Genomic DNA, 15,501 nt, shown 5'->3' with positions numbered 1-15,501 from the left:
GGATCCTTCGATAAGGGCCCCGCATCGCGATCCGCGGGGGCTGGCGGGGATCCGCCGCCCCGCCGCCGCGGCGGCGAAGGCCGGTATGGTTCGTCGGAGCGTCCGGCCCGATCAGCCGAACCGCCCGGTGATGTAGTCCTGCGTGCGCCGCTCGGTCGGGTTCATGAACATCCGGTTGGTCGGACCGAATTCCACGAGCTGCCCCAGATACATGAAGGCGGTGAATTGCGAGATGCGCGCCGCCTGCTGCATGTTGTGGGTGACGATCACGATGGTGAACTCGTCGCGCAGCTGCTCGATCAGCTCCTCGATCCGGCCGGTGGAGATCGGGTCGAGCGCCGAGGTCGGCTCGTCGAACAGGATGACCTCCGGGCCCTGCGCCACCGTGCGGGCGATGCACAGGCGCTGCTGCTGGCCACCGGAGAGGCCGGTGCCCGGCTGCCGGAGCTTGTCCTTCACCTCGTCCCAGAGGGCAGCCTTGCGCAGGGCCTCCTCCACCCGGCCGTCGAGCTCCGATTTCGGCAGCTTCTCATAGAGGCGCAGGCCGAAGGCGACGTTGTCGTAGATCGACATCGGGAACGGCGTCGGCTTCTGGAACACCATGCCGATGCGCGCGCGCAACTCGTTGAGATCGATGGACGGGTCGAGGATGTTCTCGCCATCGAGGATGATCTCGCCCTCCGCCCGCTGCTCCGGATAGAGGCTGTAGATCCGGTTGAAGCAGCGCAGCAGCGTGGACTTTCCGCAGCCCGAGGGCCCGATCAGCGCCGTGACCTGCCGGTCGTGGAAGTTGATCGAGACGTCCTTCAGTCCGTGGAAGCTGCCGTAGTAGAAGTCCAGGCCCTTCACGGCGATGCGCACCGGGCGGCCCTCTTCGGCGTGGTTCCGGTTCAGCTCGACCGTGGGGATCGCGGAGGCGGCGTTCATCGTCGTATCCTCGAAGGGGGGTTCAGCGCGCGGTCTGCGGCTTGATCACGAAGCGGGCGACGATCGACAGCGCCAGGATGGTCCCGGTGATCAGCAGGGCCCCGGCCCAGGCCAGACTCTGCCAGTTCGGGTAGGGCGAGAGGGCGAACTGGTAGATCATCACCGGCAGGTTCGCGACGCCGCCCATCAGGTCGGGCGAGAACCATGAGTTGTTGTTCAGGGCCGTAAACAGGAGCGGCGCGGTCTCGCCGGCGATGCGCGCGAGCGCCAGGATGATCCCGGTGACGATGCCGGCCGAGGCCGCCCGCCACGTGACGCTCGTGATCACCGTCGAGGGCGGGGCGCCGAGGGCGGCGCCGGCCTCGCGCAGCGTCCCCGGCACCAGCCGCAGCATGTCCTCGGTGGTGCGCACGATCACCGGCACCGCGATGATGGCGAGGGCCACGCCGCCGGCCCAGCCCGAGTAGGTTCCCATCGGCCGCACCATCAGGGTGTAGACGAACAGGCCGATCAGGATCGAGGGCGCCGACAGCAGGATGTCGTTCAGGAAGCGGATCACCGCGGCCAGTTTCGAGCCGCGGCCGTACTCGGCGAGGTAGGTCCCCGCCATGACGCCGATCGGCGTGGCGATGGCGATGCCGATGCCGGTCAGCACGAGGCTGCCGAGGATGGCGTTGGCGATGCCGCCGCCCTCGGAGCCGGGACCCGGGGTCGGGTTCGTGAACATGGCCGGCGTGAAGCCGCGCACGCCCTGGACGATCAGCATGACCAGGATCGAGCCCAGCACCACGGCGCCCACCACGGTGGCGACCGTGCAGGCGACGCGCAGGGTCCGGTCGGCGATGCGCCGGCCCGGGCGGACACGGCCGCTCCGCCGCAGGGCGGTCTCGGCGGTGGCGATGGTATTGGAGGCGTCCATCATGCGGGCTCCTCAGGCGGCCTTGACGCGGCGCGTCAGCAGCCGGGCGATCATCAGCACCACGAAGGTGATCACGAACAGGATGCAGCCGAGCGCCATCAGGGCGTTGAGCTGGAGGCCGTCCGCCTCGTTGAACTCGTTGGCGATGCGCGACGCGATGGTGGAACTCGGGTCGAAGATCGAGGCCGAGAGGCGGTTCGCGTTCCCGACCACGAAGGTCACCGCCATGGTCTCACCCAGCGCGCGACCGAGGCCCAGCATGATCGCCCCGATGATCGAGACGGCGGCCTGCGGCACGAGCACGTGGCGCACCACCTCCCAGGTGGTGCAGCCGATCCCGTAGGCGCTCTCGCGCAGGACGGTGGGGATCTGGTCGAGCATGTCGCGGGCGATCGAGGCAATGAACGGCACGATCATGATCGCCAGGATGATGCCCGCGGTCAGCACGCCGACGCCCGACGGCACCCGGGCGTAGAACAGCGTGCCGACGATCGGCAGGCCCTCGACGAGGTTCGAGACCGGGATCTGGACGAAGCGCGCGAAGAGCGGGGCGAACACGAACAGGCCCCACATCCCGTAGATGATGCTCGGCACGGCGGCGAGCAGCTCGATCGTCATCGCGACCGGCTTGCGCGCCCATCCCGGACAGAGCTGCGTCAGGAAGACCGCGATCCCGAGGGACACGGGGACGCCGATGAGCAGGGCCAGGAAGGCCGACGCCACGGTGCCGATCACGGCGACGAGGGCGCCGTACTGCTCCGTCCCGACGTTCCAGGCGCTGGAGGTCAGGAACCCGAAGCCGAACTCGCGGAAGGCGGGCCAGCCGCCGTAGAGGATCGAGCCGAGGATGCCGGCGAGGACGATCAGAACGAGGAGCGCCGCGCCGTACGCGCAGGCCCGGAACAGGGCATCGAGGTTCCGGCTCGGTCCCTTCCGCGCGGCGGTGGCACGGGTTCGGCCGAGGGCGATCGTCTCTGTCAAAGCGGACATCCGCGGTTCTCTGCGAAGGGTGGCGTGGTAGCGCGGTGCAGTCCAAGAAGCGAGGGAGGAGGTCGAAGCCTCCTCCCCGCCACGCTCACATGTTGAAGACGGGCTTGCCGTCCTTGCCCTTGATGGTCTTCCACTCCTCGTGGATCAGCGCCACGACGTTGTCGGGCAGCGGAACATAGTCGAGATCCGAGGCGAGCTTGTCGCCGTTCTTGTAGGCCCAGTCGAAGAACTTGAGCACGTCGCCGACCTTGGCCGGATCGGCCGGATCCTTGTGGACGAGGATGAAGGTCGCCGCCGTGATCGGCCACGCGTCGTCGCTCGGCTGGTTGGTGAGCGAGATGCCGAAGCCGGGCGCCGCCTTCCAGTCGGCGCTGGCGGCCGCGGCCTGGAACGCCTTGTCGTCGGGCTGCGGGAACTTGCCGGCCTTGTTCTGCAGCAGGGCGTAGGCGAGCTTGTTCTGCTTGGCGTAGGCCGATTCGACGTAGCCGATCGAATTCGGCACCTGCTTGACGGTGGCGGTCACGCCCTCGTTGCCCTTGCCGCCCTGGCCGACCGGCCAGGAGATCGTGGTGGCCGCGCCGTACTCCTTCTTCCAGGTCTCGGAGGACTGGGAGAGATAGGTGGTGAAGATGTTGGTCGTCCCCGAGGCGTCGGAGCGGTAGACCGGCGTGATGTTGGTCTCGGGCAGCTTCAGCCCGTCGTTCAGCTTGGCGATCCGCGGGTCGGTCCACTTGGCGATCTTGCCGGCGTAGATGTCGGCGAGCACCTCGCCGGTGAGCTTGAGCTTTCCGGGCTCGACGCCCGGGATGTTCACCACCGGCACGACGCCGCCCATCACGGTGGGGAACTGGACGAGGCCGTCCTTGGCGAGCTGCTCGGCCTTCAGCGGCGCGTCGGTGGCGCCGAAATCGACGGTCTTGGCCTGGATCTGCTTGATCCCGCCGCCCGAGCCGATCGACTGATAGTTGAGGCCCGAACCGGTCTCCTTGCGATAGGCCTCGGCCCACTTCGAGTAGACCGGGAAGGGGAACGTGGCCCCGGCGCCGGTGATGTCGGCGGCGAGCGCCGCCGACGCCATCTGAACCGTCGCGAGGCCGACGGCGAGCGCGTAAGCGAAGGGTCTCAAGGGAATCTCCGTTGCCGTCGGGCGAGAGCCTGCGCCGCTCCGCCGGCAAGCCCATGCCCGCGGCTGAGCTGTGCGGCCGAACTCCGGATGGGACATCGTCCGAAGAGGCTTGGCGCCGGCCGCCCGATGGCGGGGCGGTTACGACAGGTAGATGACACCGGCATGACATCGCCCTGCGGGAATGCACGGCACGGTTCATCGCCTTTGCGCGTTCATCCCTCTCAACGGCAGGAACGGATGGGTCGGACGTGGCGGGCGAGGAGGTCGATACGGCGCTGGATGCCGATCCCGCATGGCTGGCCCTGCACGCCGAGCGGGCGGCGGTGGAGCGCGCCCTGACCCTGGCGCAGGCGCGCCAGAAGTTCAGCACCGATCAGAATACGGTCGCGGAGGCGCGGCGCGAGGAAGCCGAACTGCTCGTCAGCCTCGATCGGATCCTGACGCTGATTCGAGCCGCCGAGTACCGCCGTCGTCCGGGGGCGCGCCGCTGGTAGCGTCCGGCGGGATCAGCCGGCCCGGCGGAGTTCCCGCTCCTTCTGGCGCAGGCGCAGGAGCAGCTCGACATGGGCGTCGGTGATCGGCTGCGTGTCGATGCTGCCTTCGTAGACCGTGCGGAGAGTGTTGCCGAGCCGGTGCGTGTCGATCGCCTGCTTCTGCGGCTGAACCGCACGCAGAGGCCCGTCGGACTCGACAGCCGTCAGCTTCATGGCGTCCTCCCGCCCATCCACCGGCACGATGCGCGACAACACCGGGATTCCGGCACTCTCACCACGAATGGTTAATAAAACGTTACCGTCAACCAAAGGTTAAGGTTGACGCGCCGTCACGCATCCGCGCCCTGCAGCAGGCGCGCCGCCGCGGCCCGGGCCTCGTCGGTCACGGTGGCGCCCGCCAGCATCCGGGCGATCTCCTCCCGTCGCTCGCTCACGGGGAGGCTCGACACCCGCGTCGCCACGCGGCCGGCGCCCTTCACGGGCGCCTTGGCGATCAGGAAGTGCGTGTCGGCGCGTGCCGCGACCTGCGGCGCGTGGGTCACGGCGACCACCTGCACGGTCGCCGCGAGGCGTGCGAGGCGCAGCCCGATGGCGTCCGCCACGGCGCCGCCGACGCCGGTGTCGATCTCGTCGAAGATCAGCGTCGGCGCCGAGCCCTTGTCGGCCAGGACCACCTTCAGGGCGAGCATGAAGCGCGACAACTCGCCGCCGGAGGCCACCTTCATCATCGGACCCGGCTTGGTGCCCGGATTGGTCTGGGCCCAGAACTCCACCCGGTCGGTGCCGGCCGGGTCGCGCGAGTCCGGATCGGTGGCGATCTCGGTGATGAACCGCGCCCGTTCCAGCTTGAGCGGCGGCAGCTCGGCCTTCACGGCGGCATCGAGCTGCTTGGCCGCCCGGCGCCGCCCGGCGCTGAGCTTCTCGGCCGCCTCCGCGTAATCGGTCTCGGCCGCCGCCAGCGCCTGTTCCAGGCCCGACAGCGCCGCCTCGCCGGCGTCGATCGCCGCCACATCGCCGGCGTAGCGCTCCGCGAGGGCCGCGAGGTCGTCGGCAGCGACGTCGTACTTGCGCGAGGCGGCCCGGAGGGCGAACAGCCGCTCCTCCACCCGCTCCAGGTCGCGGGGATCGAACTCCGTCTCGGCGACCGCGGCGTCCAGCACGGCCCGAGCTTCGTCCAGGGCGACCATCGCGGCGTCCAGGGCGTTCACGCACGGATCGACGAGGGCCGGAAGCTGTGCGGCCCGGCGCTCCAGCTTGCGCAGGGCGGCCGAGAGATGGGGCACGCCGGAATGTGGGCCACCCACGGCGTCGAGGGCTTCGTTCAGCTCGCGCGCGACCTTCTCGGATTGCTGCATGACGCTGCGGCGCTCGGCGAGCTGGGCCTCCTCCCCGGGCAGGGGCGCGAGGGCGCCGAGTTCTTCCACGGCGTGGCGCAGGAAGTCGGCCTCCTTGCGCGCCGCCTCGACGCGGGCGCGGTGATCGGCCAGTTCGGTCCGCGCGGCGCGGACCGCCCGGGACGCCGTCGCGACCTTCGTGAGCTGCCCCTGCAGGCCCCCGAACGCGTCGAGGATCGCCCGGTGCGACGCCGGATCGGCCAGCGCCCGGTCGTCGTGCTGCCCGTGGATCTCCACGAGCGCCGCGCCGATGGCGCGGAGCACCTGCACGCCCACCGGCTGGTCGTTGACTAAGGCGCGGGTGCGGCCGTCGGCCATCTGCGTGCGGCGCAGGATCAGATCACCCTCGGTATCGATCTCCGCCTCGGCGGCGATGCGGCGCGCCGGATGGTCGGGGGCCAAGTCGAACACCGCCGTGACGACGCCCTGGGCCTCTCCGTGGCGGACGAGGCGCCCGTCGCCGCGGCCGCCCAGCGCCAGGGCGAAGGCGTCGAGCAGGATCGATTTGCCCGCACCGGTCTCCCCGGTGAGGACGCTCAGGCCCGTCCGGAAATTCAGTTCGAGCCTGTCGATCAGAACGATGTCGCGGATCGCGAGCTGCGCCAGCATGCGGCGGCGGGGATTCCTCTGGATGGGATCGCAGACATAAGGCCGCTGCGGCGCGGAATCACCCCAAAAATGCGTCGCACCGGCAGCGAGGCGCGCGGGAACGGCAAGGGCCCGGAGCGGCGGCTCCGGGCCCTGGAACTTCGCGGTCCGGGCCGTCGCCGGCCCGGCCTGTCACTCGGCTGAGGCGGTCTTGCCCGTCACCGTGCGATAGATCTTCGAGAGGAAGGAGGACTTCTCCTCGCGCGGCTCCAGGCCGTTCTGCGCCAGAAGTGCGTGCGCGTCCTTGTACCAGGGGCTCTCGGGGAAATTGTGCCCCAGCACCGCGGCGGCGTTCTGCGCCTCCTGGGTGATGCCCAGCGCCCAGTAGGCCTCGGTCAGGCGCTCCAGGGCCTCCTCGGCGTGACGGGTCGTCTGATACCGGGAGACCACGTCGCGGAACCGGTTGATCGCGGCCGGGAAGTTGCGCTTCTCAAGGTAGAAGCGGCCGACTTCCATCTCCTTGCCGGCGAGCTGGTCGCGGGTGATCTGGATCTTCGCCTTGGCGTCCGCGGCGTATTCCGAAGTCGGGTATTTCTGGACCAACTCCTGCAGGGCGCTCAGCGCCTTCTCGGACCGCTCCTGATCGCGGGTCACGTCCGGAATCTGCTTATAGTTCGACATGGCCATCAGGTACTGCGCGTAGGCCGCATCCTTGCTGGCCGGGTGGCGCTGCAGGTACCGCTTCGAGGCATTGATCGCGTCGTCGTATTTCTGGCCCTCGTAGTTCGCGTAGGCCGTCATGAGCAGCGCCTTCCGAGACCATTCGGAATACTGATACTGCTTGTCGAGGCTGTCGAACTTCTTGATGGCGCCGTCGTAGTCGCTGTCTTCCAGCTTGGCCAAGCCGTCGCTGTAGAGCTTGTCGGCCGGGACGTCCGGCACGACCTCGGGCTTGTACTTCTCGGCGAAGATACTGGTCGGATCGAAGTCGCAGCCGCCGAGGCCAAGGCCGAGAATGGCCACGAGGGGCGCCGCGAAGGCTGCCGCCCGGCGATGACGAATGGTGACAGGCATCTGGCGCTCTTTCCCGGAACCGGCGCCGTCCCGCGCCGTCGTGCCATCGCGTGAGGGGGATCCGACCCTTCCGGGCCGTGCCTCCCGTTCACGGACCGTTAAACCGTGCCGTTTGATTCGGGCACGAAAGCGGCAAGGCTGCGGCGATCAGGATCGGTTTCCGGCTGTGTCTTGTAGGCCACAGGCGCTTTTCAGAGATCGCCCGCGAAGGCGGCGATGCCCAGACCGACGCCCAGCTCGGAGAGCACGGTCTCGCGGCGGGAACCCTGTGCCTCGACGATGGCGTAGTTGGCCCGATCGGAGAAGAGCGCGGACAGCACCCCGACATTCATCCGGTGGCCGCCGCAATAGGAGCGGTACGCGCCCTGGATCGGCAGTCCCGCCAAGGCGAGGTCGCCGACGGCGTCGAGGACCTTGTGGCGGACGAACTCGTCCGGAAAGCGCAGGCCCTCGGGGTTGACCACCGCGCTCTCGCCGACCGCGACGGTGTTCTCCAGGGACGCGCCGAGGGCGAAGCCCGCCTTCCAGTAGCGCTCCACATCCCGCATCATCCCGAAGGTGCGGGCGCCGGCGATCTCGCGGCGGTAGGAGGCGGGCGACAGGTCCATCGCCTTGCGCGAGCGGCCGATCACCGGACTGTCGAAATCGATCTCGACGTCGAGGCGGAAGCCCCGATCGATGGGGCGGAGTTCCGCGAAGGACCGGCCGGTCTCGATGCGGACGTGGCGCAGGATCTTCAGCCAGCGCCGGGGTGTGTCGCAGGTGGCGATCCCGACTTGGTCGATCGCCTGGACGAAGGGGAGCGCCGATCCGTCGAGGATCGGCATCTCGGGCCCGTCGATCTCGACGAGGGCGTTGTCGACCCCCAGCCCGTACAGGGCCGACATCAGGTGCTCGACGGTGGCCACCGCGCCGGTCTCGACGTCCCCGAGGACGGTGCAGAGCTCGGTGGCGGAGACCAGGGCGTGATGGGCCTTGATCAGGCGGTCGTTGCCGTGGGTGGTGCCGGTTCGAAGGAAGGCGATGCCGTGATTGGCGGGAGCGGGCCGGATGGTGATCTCGGCGGGGTTCCCGGAATGGACCCCGATACCCGAGAGAGTCGCCGGCCCTTTGAGGGTCGTCTGTTTATGCGTTCGCATTCCTTAGCCCCAGGCCGCGATCAGGTCCCACCATCCCAACGGGGAGGGTGAGGAAACTGGCTGATCCGTCCGCTGCTTGATGCCCCTGCCCACGCTATCAGGTTGTGTCCTGGTGCGCGTCTCTTCGGTCTCGACGTTTCTATAGCTGCACCGCACAGGGCAGCCAAATCACGGATTCTTACGCTGTGTTACAGACACGCTTGCGCGCAGCCCGCAGTAAAACGTTGATCCACCAAAGGCTTAAAGGTTGGTTAATGCGTGGCTAACCGGCGGCCGTTCTGTGGCATGGATGCATCAAGTCAACAGGTGACTCGCCGCGATCGCATGGCCGAAGCGGCAGCGCGTGCGCGGAATCGCAACCCAGAGTTGCTGCAACGCGGCGCGGGAGCCGGCGTCTCCGCCGGCTCCCGCGCCGTTGAGGGTCCTTCTCAGGATCCGGAGCCGGTCAGTTCGCCTGGCGGCGCAGGAAGGCCGGGATCTCGAGCTGGTCGTCGTCCATCATGCGCGGCTGCGGCGCGACGCGGCCCTGAGCGTCCAGGTTGCCCTGGGCCGGACGGTACTGCGGCACGGCCGGAGGGGCCGGGGCGCGCGGCGCCGGCGGCTGCGCCATCTGCGGCTGGGGTGCCGCCGGCGGGGCGGCCCGGGTCGGAAGCGGGGCGCCGTCCGCCTCGTCGCGACGGCCGCCGGATCCGAGGGTCGCCAGCCGGCGGAGCAGCGAGGTGCGCTTGGATTCCGGTGCGGGCTCCTCGGCCGCGCGGCTCGCCATGATCTGGGTCTGGGCGATCGGCGGCAGCTCGTGGATCTGCGGCATCCGCGGCGCGCGGGCGAGCGGCGTGCCGGCCGGCGCGGCCGCGCGCGGCGGAACGAACGGACCGGCCTGGAGCGGCTGCGCGGGTTCGGCCGGATGGGGCGCAGGGGCCGGGACGAAGGGCGCGGCGGCGCGCGGCTGAGCCGGCGCGAGGACGACGTCGTCGCGGGTCACGGGGGCGGCCGCCTCGAAATGCGTCTGGGGCCGCGGCTCGGGCCGCATGTCCAGGCCCGCCTGCGGCGCGGCCGGCATCGGGGCGGGAGCCGGGGCCAACGCCTCGGTGCGGATGCTCGGCACCGGCGAGGCGGCGCGGGAGCGGGCCTCGGCGCGCAGGCGCTCGGCGACCTCGGCGATGCGCTGCTCGGTCTCGGCGATGGCCGGGTTGTTCGGCGAGTTCGCCGAGATCAGGGCCGGCTCGATGCCGGTGGCGACCACCGACACGCGGATGATGCCGTCCAGGCTCTCGTCGAAGGTGGCGCCCAGGATGATGTTGGCGTCCTGATCGACCTCCTCGCGGATGCGGGTGGCGGCCTCGTCGAGCTCGTACAGGGTGAGGTCCGAGCCGCCGGTGATCGAGATCAGCAGGCCGCGGGCGCCCTTCATCGAGACGTCGTCGAGGAGCGGATTGGCGATGGCGGCCTCGGCGGCGCGGTTGGCGCGCTTCTCGCCCGACGCCTCGCCGGTGCCCATCATGGCCTTGCCCATGCCGCGCATGATCGCCCGGACGTCGGCGAAGTCGAGGTTGATGAGGCCCTCCTTCACCATCAGGTCGGTGATGCAGGCGACGCCCGAGTAGAGCACCTGGTCGGCCATCGCGAAGGCGTCGGCGAAGGTGGTCTTCTCGTTGGCGACCCGGAACAGGTTCTGGTTCGGGATCACGATCAGGGTGTCGACCGCGGCCTGCAGCTCCTGGATGCCGGACTCGGCGGTGCGCATGCGGCGCATGCCCTCGAACTGGAACGGCTTGGTCACGACGCCGACCGTCAGGATGCCCATGTCCCGGGCCGCGCGGGCGATGACCGGGGCGGCGCCGGTGCCGGTGCCGCCGCCCATGCCGGCGGTGATGAAGCACATGTGGGCGCCCGAGAGTTGGTCGCGGATCTCGTCGATCACCTCGTCGGCGGCGGCCGAGCCGACCTCCGGGTGCGAGCCGGCGCCGAGGCCCTGGGTCACGCCCAGGCCCATCTGGATCACCCGCTCGGCCTTCGAGGAGGTGAGCGCCTGCGCGTCGGTGTTGGCCACGACGAACTCGCAGCCGAGCAGGCCCGACTCGATCATGTTGTTGACGGCGTTGCCGCCGGCGCCGCCGACGCCGAAGACGGTGATGCGGGGCTTCAGTTCCCGGATGTCCGGCGCCTGGAGTGTGATGGCCATGGTGTCGAGCCTCTCGCTAACCTTGCTGTCCGTGCGGCGCCGCGGCGCCGGATTCGCGTCGACACACCCGCCAGAAGGCGGATGCGAAACCTTCAGAAGCTGTCTCGGAGCCAGCGGCCGACCTGCGAGATGTAGCCCCCGGTTCCGGTGGCCGCGAAGGCGCTGTGGCCCCGCGGCTCGAAATGTTCGGCGTGGGCCACCTGCGGGTAGACCAGCAGGCCCACCGCCGCCGAGAAGGCCGGCCCCTTGGCGGCCTCGGGCAGGCCGCGGATCCCCAGCGGCCGCCCGATCCGCACCTGCCCCTGGAGGACGCGCCGGGCGACCTCCGGAAGCCCGACCAGCTGGCTGGCGCCGCCGGTGAGCACCACGCGCCGCCCGGCCTGGGCGGCGAAGCCCGCGTCCCGCAGGCGGTCGCGGACCAGCTCGACCACCTCCTCGACCCGCGGCTTGATGATCCGCACGAGCTGCGAGCGCGGGATATGGGCCGGGGCCTCGCCCTCGTCCTCGCCGACGCCGTGCACGGCGATCATGTCCCGGTCGTCCGACGGGGTGGACAGGGCCGAGCCGTAGAGGGTCTTCAGCCGCTCGGCCGCCGCCATGCGGGTGGAGAGGCCGCGGGCGATGTCCATGGTGACGTGGTGGCCGCCCACCGCCAGGGCGTCCACGTGGACGAGGTGCCCGCCCGAGAACACACCGACGCTGGTGGTGCCGCCGCCCATGTCGACGACGCAGACGCCCATCTCGGCCTCGTCGTCGACGAGCGCCGAAAGGCCGGACGCATAAGGCGTGGCGATCACCGCCTCGACGCCCAGGTGGCAGTGTTCCACCGCCAGCATCACGTTGCGGGCCGCCGCCAGCTCGCTGGTGACAACGTGCAGGTCGACGCTCAGCGCCTCGCCGATCATGCCCGACGGATCGATCACGGCGCCCTGCCCGTCCAGGGCGTAGCCGGTGGGCAGCGCGTGGAGCACGGCGCGGCCGGGGCTGACGCCGTGGGCGCTCGCGGTCTCGAGCACCCGCTCGACGTCGCTGCCCGTCACGGTGCCGGAGCGGACGTTCACCCGCGCCTGGAAGTGCTGGGAGGCGAGCCGGCCGCCCGACATGTTGACGATGACCGACTGGACCTCGACCTTGGCCATCCGCTCGGCGGCGTGCACCGCCTGACGGATCGCGCCCTCGGCGGCGGCGAGGTCGACGATGGCGCCGCCCTTCAGGCCGAGCGAGCGCTGATGGCCGATGCCGATGATGCGCGCGAGGTGGGTGCGGCCGCGCAACGTCGTCAGCGCCTCGGCGGGCTGCAACTCGGCGATGAGGCAGACCACCTTGCTCGTGCCGATGTCGAGCACCGACAGGGTGGTCGAGCGTCGCGCGGAGAGCGGCTTCAGGCGCGGCGTGAGGCCGTGTTGGCTGTGCATTGACGCTACCGGACGCGGGGTGCGGGACGGGCGGAGATCGTGGTCGAGGGCATCAGCTGGCCGCGCCCTTCTTCTTCGCCTTCTGGGCTTCCGCGCGGGCGGCGGCCGCTTCTTCGGTCAGGCGCACAACGAGGCGGTCCGGCATGCGCAGGTCCACCGCGATGATGTCCTTCTCGAGGAGGCCGGCCTCGCGCTCGAAGCGGACGAGCCGGGCGAGGGCCGCGGCCGGGTCGGACTCGGGCAGGCGCACGTCGACGCCGTCGAGCTTGAGAGTCCAGCGCCGGCCGGAAACGTAGGTCCCCGCCTTGATCCGGTCGGCCAGCGGCCCGGCGGCGGCGACCAGGGCGAGGTATTCCGGCAGCTTGGTGTTGGCGTCCTCGCCGACCACCAGGGGCAGGCTGGCGTAGCGATCGTCGCGCATGGCGTCGATCACCGTGCCGTCCGCCGCGATGACGCTGAGTTCGCCGTTCTTCTGCCAGAGGGCGGCGGGCTCGCGCTCCACCTGGGTGATGGCAATCTCGTTCGGGTAGATCTTGCGGACCGAGGCCTGGGCGATCAGCGGCACGCGCAGGAGCTTCTCGCGCACGGCGCCGACGTCGAGGAAGGGGACGGAGGAGCGCCAGTCGATACCGGCGGCGGCCAGCACCTCGCGCTCGTACATCCGCGAGATGCCCGAGATGGTGACACGCTCCACGCCGAAGCCGGCGAGGCGCGCGGCGATGTCCAGGGGGCGGCCTTGCTCGGCCACGAAGGAGTCATAGCGCCCGCTCGCCACGAACCCGGCGAGCGCCGCGGCGGCGAACGACAGAGAGACGGCGACGGTCCCGGTACCCCGGGGCAGGCGCTCGCTGAGGCGCTGGCCGGAGCGGAGCCGGCGAACCGAGAGCGCGCGTGCGCGGCGGCCGGTGAGCCGCCCCAGGAGAGCGCCGACGAGGCGCGCGGGGCCGCTCCGACCGGCGGCGTCGCCGCCGCTCAGCGATTCAGGGAAGCGTCCTCCACCATCCATCGGACGAGCTCACCGAAACTCAGGCCCGCATGGGCCGCCATCTCCGGCACAAGGCTCGTCTGGGTCATGCCGGGTTGCGTGTTGACCTCCAGCACCACGAGCAGACCGGTTCCACCCGGTGTGTCGTCGTAGCGAAGGTCGGCACGGCTGACGCCCCGGCAGCCCAGTGCTTGATGCGCCGTTAACGACAGTTCTTGGACACGCTGGTAAACATTTGGTTTAAGTTCGGCCGGCAGCACGTGCACCGAGCCGCCGGGGGCATATTTCGCGTCGTAGTCGTACCAGCCCCCATTGGCGGCCTTCACCTCGATGACCCCGAGGGCCCTGTCGCCCATCACCCCGCAGGTGAGCTCGCGACCCGCTATGTAAGGTTCGACAAGGACTTGCTCGCCGAAGGTCCAGTCCTCGGAGGCGAGGATCTGGGGCGGGTGCGAGCGCCCGTCGCGCACGATGATCACACCCATCGATGAGCCCTCCGCGTTGGGCTTCACCACGTAGGGTGGCGGCATGGGGTGTGTCCTGGCGGCCTCAAGACGGTTAACGATGCGGCCCCCGGCACGTCGACGCCGGCGGCGCGCATCGCCATCTTGGCCTTCTCCTTGTCCATCGCGAGCGCCGAGGCGAGGACGCCGGAATGGGTGTAGGGAATCTTCAAGATCTCCAGCAGGCCCTGGATCGTGCCGTCCTCGCCGTCCGGGCCGTGCAGCGCGTTGAAGGCCACGTCGGGCCGGAGCGTCGTCAGCACCGAGGCGATGTCGGGGCCGACATCGACGCGCGTGACCCGGAAGCCCTCCCCTTCGAGCGCGTCGGCGCAGGCCTTGCCGGAACTGAGGGAGACCTCGCGCTCGGCGGAGGTGCCGCCCAGCAGGACGGCGACGTGCTTGGACATCAGGGCACCTCGAATAGATCGGCTTCAATCAGGATCTGAACGCACCCGAACGGTCGCTGCGGCGGCCGAGCATCGTATCTCCGCCTCCCCGGCGCATCCGGAACGCCGCTCTTACGTCGCGCCGGTGGGCCGGCCGATGCGCCGGATCTCCCAGCGCAGCTCGACCCCACTGGTGTCGCGGACGCGGCGCCGGACTTCCTCGCCGAGCTGCTCGATATCGGACGCGGTCGCGCTACCGGTATTGATCAGGAAGTTGCAGTGCATCTCGCTGACCTGAGCGCCGCCCCGCGTCAGCCCGCGGCAGCCGGCGGCGTCGATGAGCTGCCACGCCTTGCCGCCGTCCGGGTTGGCGAAGGTCGAGCCGCCTGTCCTCTCGCGGATCGGCTGCGCGGCCTCTCGGGCGGCCGTGACCCGCTCCATCTCGGCCTCGATGGCAACCCGATCGCCGGGCCGGCCGCGGAAGAGGGCGCGCGTAAAGATCACGTCCTCCGGGGCGTCCGTATGCCGGTAGGAGAAGTCCATGTCGGCATGGCTGAAGGTGCGCAACGCGCCCCCGCGATCGATCCCGCGGGCTTCCACCAGCACGTCGGTGGTCTCGCCGCCATGCGCGCCGGCGTTCATGCGCAACGCGCCGCCGATCGAGCCCGGGATGCCGCGGTAGAAGGCGAGCCCGTCGAGCCCGGCCTCGGCGGCCGCCTTGGCGAGGCGCATATCCGGCACCGCGGTGCCGACGGTCAGCGTATCGCCGTCGATCGCGACGCTGCCGAAGGCCTTGCCGCCGAGGCGGACCACAACGCCCGGGACGCCGCCGTCCCGCACGATCAGGTTGGAGCCGAGACCGATGACCGTCACCGGCACGTCCGGATCCAGGGCGCCGAGGAGGCGGGCGAGATCCTCCTCGTCGGCGGGGGTGAAGAGAACCTCGGCCGGCCCGCCGACGCGGAACCAGGTGAGGTCGGCCAGTGGCTGATGGCTGAGCAGGCGCCCGCGGAGATCGGGCGCGGCGGCGCGGATGCGGCCGTGGAGGGATGCGGTCATGCTAAGCTTCGCGCCGGGAGAACCGGCGTGCGTGAGGGGATCGCGAGGCGATGGTTGAGGAGGCGGGCACAGCTCTGGTCTTCACGTGGGCCGCCGCGCGAAGCCTCGGTCAGTTGCCGAAGGACGCCGAGGATCTGATCCGTGAGTAGCTCCGACTCTACGCACGCGACCCCGGAAGTCTCGCCAACAACGTGAAGGCGCTCAAAGGTGATGGAAAGCGCTTGCGCCTGCGCGTCGGCGACTGGCGAGCCATCTTCAAGATCGAGCCCGATCGGATCATAGTCCATGCAGTCGGCCCGCGCGGCTCGATCTACGATTAG

At 70.1% G+C, this 15,501-nt stretch carries 14 protein-coding genes and 1 pseudogene; 1 reads left to right on the top strand and 14 read right to left on the bottom strand.

The features are described 5' to 3' along the window. Positions 1 to 111 precede the first annotated feature (111 nt). The 4 genes from pstB to pstS form a co-directional block, all read right to left on the bottom strand. Positions 112 to 927, bottom strand: a complete 816-nt coding sequence (pstB, locus tag MMSR116_RS19750) for a phosphate ABC transporter ATP-binding protein PstB (protein ID WP_010685836.1) — start codon at positions 925 to 927, stop codon at positions 112 to 114. A 22-nt stretch (positions 928 to 949) separates the two neighbouring features. Further along, positions 950 to 1,846 carry a phosphate ABC transporter permease PstA gene (gene pstA / locus MMSR116_RS19745; RefSeq protein WP_010685837.1) on the bottom strand — a complete coding sequence of 299 codons (897 nt, stop codon included), beginning with the start codon at positions 1,844 to 1,846 and terminating at the stop codon, positions 950 to 952. 12 nt (positions 1,847 to 1,858) lie between these two features. Then, entirely contained in the window at positions 1,859 to 2,836 is a 978-nt protein-coding gene (pstC, locus tag MMSR116_RS19740) for a phosphate ABC transporter permease subunit PstC (protein ID WP_010685838.1), read from the bottom strand. A gap of 85 nt (positions 2,837 to 2,921) precedes the next feature. Then, a complete protein-coding gene (gene pstS / locus MMSR116_RS19735; protein ID WP_010685839.1) occupies positions 2,922 to 3,962 on the bottom strand; it encodes a phosphate ABC transporter substrate-binding protein PstS in 1,041 nt (346 codons plus the stop codon). A gap of 248 nt (positions 3,963 to 4,210) precedes the next feature. On the opposite strand from pstS, the gene MMSR116_RS19730 reads away from it, so the two are divergent. After that, entirely contained in the window at positions 4,211 to 4,456 is a 246-nt protein-coding gene (locus tag MMSR116_RS19730; RefSeq protein WP_010685840.1) for a hypothetical protein, read from the top strand. Positions 4,457 to 4,468: 12 nt separating this feature from the next. Here the strand turns inward: MMSR116_RS19730 and MMSR116_RS19725 are convergent, their stop codons facing one another. The 10 genes and pseudogenes from MMSR116_RS19725 to MMSR116_RS19680 all read right to left on the bottom strand — a co-directional run bounded on the left by MMSR116_RS19725 (position 4,469) and on the right by MMSR116_RS19680 (position 15,468). Then, positions 4,469 to 4,669: a hypothetical protein gene (locus MMSR116_RS19725; RefSeq protein WP_010685841.1), complete on the bottom strand. Its 201-nt coding sequence runs from the start codon at positions 4,667 to 4,669 to the stop codon at positions 4,469 to 4,471. 116 nt (positions 4,670 to 4,785) lie between these two features. Continuing rightward, positions 4,786 to 6,459, bottom strand: coding sequence for a DNA repair protein RecN (recN, locus tag MMSR116_RS19720; RefSeq protein WP_010685842.1), 1,674 nt, complete (start codon positions 6,457 to 6,459; stop codon positions 4,786 to 4,788). 171 nt (positions 6,460 to 6,630) lie between these two features. Next, positions 6,631 to 7,512, bottom strand: coding sequence for an outer membrane protein assembly factor BamD (locus MMSR116_RS19715; RefSeq protein ID WP_010685843.1), 882 nt, complete (start codon positions 7,510 to 7,512; stop codon positions 6,631 to 6,633). Positions 7,513 to 7,703: 191 nt separating this feature from the next. After that, positions 7,704 to 8,651, bottom strand: a complete 948-nt coding sequence (lpxC, locus tag MMSR116_RS19710) for a UDP-3-O-acyl-N-acetylglucosamine deacetylase (RefSeq protein WP_010685844.1) — start codon at positions 8,649 to 8,651, stop codon at positions 7,704 to 7,706. 445 nt (positions 8,652 to 9,096) lie between these two features. Continuing rightward, positions 9,097 to 10,833: a cell division protein FtsZ gene (gene ftsZ / locus MMSR116_RS19705; RefSeq protein ID WP_010685845.1), complete on the bottom strand. Its 1,737-nt coding sequence runs from the start codon at positions 10,831 to 10,833 to the stop codon at positions 9,097 to 9,099. A 92-nt stretch (positions 10,834 to 10,925) separates the two neighbouring features. Next, positions 10,926 to 12,248, bottom strand: a complete 1,323-nt coding sequence (gene ftsA, locus MMSR116_RS19700) for a cell division protein FtsA (protein ID WP_010685846.1) — start codon at positions 12,246 to 12,248, stop codon at positions 10,926 to 10,928. 52 nt (positions 12,249 to 12,300) lie between these two features. Continuing rightward, the gene (locus MMSR116_RS19695; RefSeq protein WP_039894190.1) at positions 12,301 to 13,254 is read right to left on the bottom strand and encodes a cell division protein FtsQ/DivIB; all 954 of its coding nucleotides are present in this window, start codon (positions 13,252 to 13,254) and stop codon (positions 12,301 to 12,303) included. Continuing rightward, positions 13,221 to 14,143 (bottom strand): annotated as a pseudogene (locus tag MMSR116_RS19690) (D-alanine--D-alanine ligase). The gene MMSR116_RS19695 and the pseudogene MMSR116_RS19690 overlap by 34 nt, the downstream one beginning before the upstream one ends. A 111-nt stretch (positions 14,144 to 14,254) precedes the next feature. After that, the gene (murB, locus tag MMSR116_RS19685) at positions 14,255 to 15,181 is read right to left on the bottom strand and encodes a UDP-N-acetylmuramate dehydrogenase (RefSeq protein WP_010685849.1); all 927 of its coding nucleotides are present in this window, start codon (positions 15,179 to 15,181) and stop codon (positions 14,255 to 14,257) included. Next, complete coding sequence (locus tag MMSR116_RS19680) at positions 15,178 to 15,468, bottom strand: hypothetical protein (protein WP_158169069.1); 291 nt, start codon at positions 15,466 to 15,468, stop codon at positions 15,178 to 15,180. The genes murB and MMSR116_RS19680 overlap by 4 nt, the downstream gene beginning before the upstream one ends. Between the last annotated feature and the right edge of the window lie 33 nt (positions 15,469 to 15,501).

The sequence above is a fragment of the Methylobacterium mesophilicum SR1.6/6 genome (assembly GCF_000364445.2).
GTDB classification, from domain to species: Bacteria; Pseudomonadota; Alphaproteobacteria; order Rhizobiales; family Beijerinckiaceae; genus Methylobacterium; species Methylobacterium mesophilicum_A.
The sequence above is the reverse complement of the archived record's forward strand: the minus strand, read 5'-3'. Positions and strand labels throughout refer to the sequence as shown.

Coding starts and splice junctions, on each gene's coding strand:
- pstB (WP_010685836.1), bottom strand. CDS start 927: ATGAACGCCGCCTCCGCGATCCCCACGGTCGAGCTGAACCGGAACCAC.
- pstA (WP_010685837.1), bottom strand. CDS start 1,846: ATGGACGCCTCCAATACCATCGCCACCGCCGAGACCGCCCTGCGGCGG.
- pstC (WP_010685838.1), bottom strand. CDS start 2,836: ATGTCCGCTTTGACAGAGACGATCGCCCTCGGCCGAACCCGTGCCACC.
- MMSR116_RS19725 (WP_010685841.1), bottom strand. CDS start 4,669: ATGAAGCTGACGGCTGTCGAGTCCGACGGGCCTCTGCGTGCGGTTCAG.
- recN (WP_010685842.1), bottom strand. CDS start 6,459: ATGCTGGCGCAGCTCGCGATCCGCGACATCGTTCTGATCGACAGGCTC.
- MMSR116_RS19715 (WP_010685843.1), bottom strand. CDS start 7,512: ATGCCTGTCACCATTCGTCATCGCCGGGCGGCAGCCTTCGCGGCGCCC.
- lpxC (WP_010685844.1), bottom strand. CDS start 8,651: ATGCGAACGCATAAACAGACGACCCTCAAAGGGCCGGCGACTCTCTCG.
- ftsZ (WP_010685845.1), bottom strand. CDS start 10,833: ATGGCCATCACACTCCAGGCGCCGGACATCCGGGAACTGAAGCCCCGC.
- ftsA (WP_010685846.1), bottom strand. CDS start 12,248: ATGCACAGCCAACACGGCCTCACGCCGCGCCTGAAGCCGCTCTCCGCG.
- MMSR116_RS19695 (WP_039894190.1), bottom strand. CDS start 13,254: ATGGATGGTGGAGGACGCTTCCCTGAATCGCTGAGCGGCGGCGACGCC.
- murB (WP_010685849.1), bottom strand. CDS start 15,181: ATGACCGCATCCCTCCACGGCCGCATCCGCGCCGCCGCGCCCGATCTC.
- MMSR116_RS19680 (WP_158169069.1), bottom strand. CDS start 15,468: ATGGACTATGATCCGATCGGGCTCGATCTTGAAGATGGCTCGCCAGTC.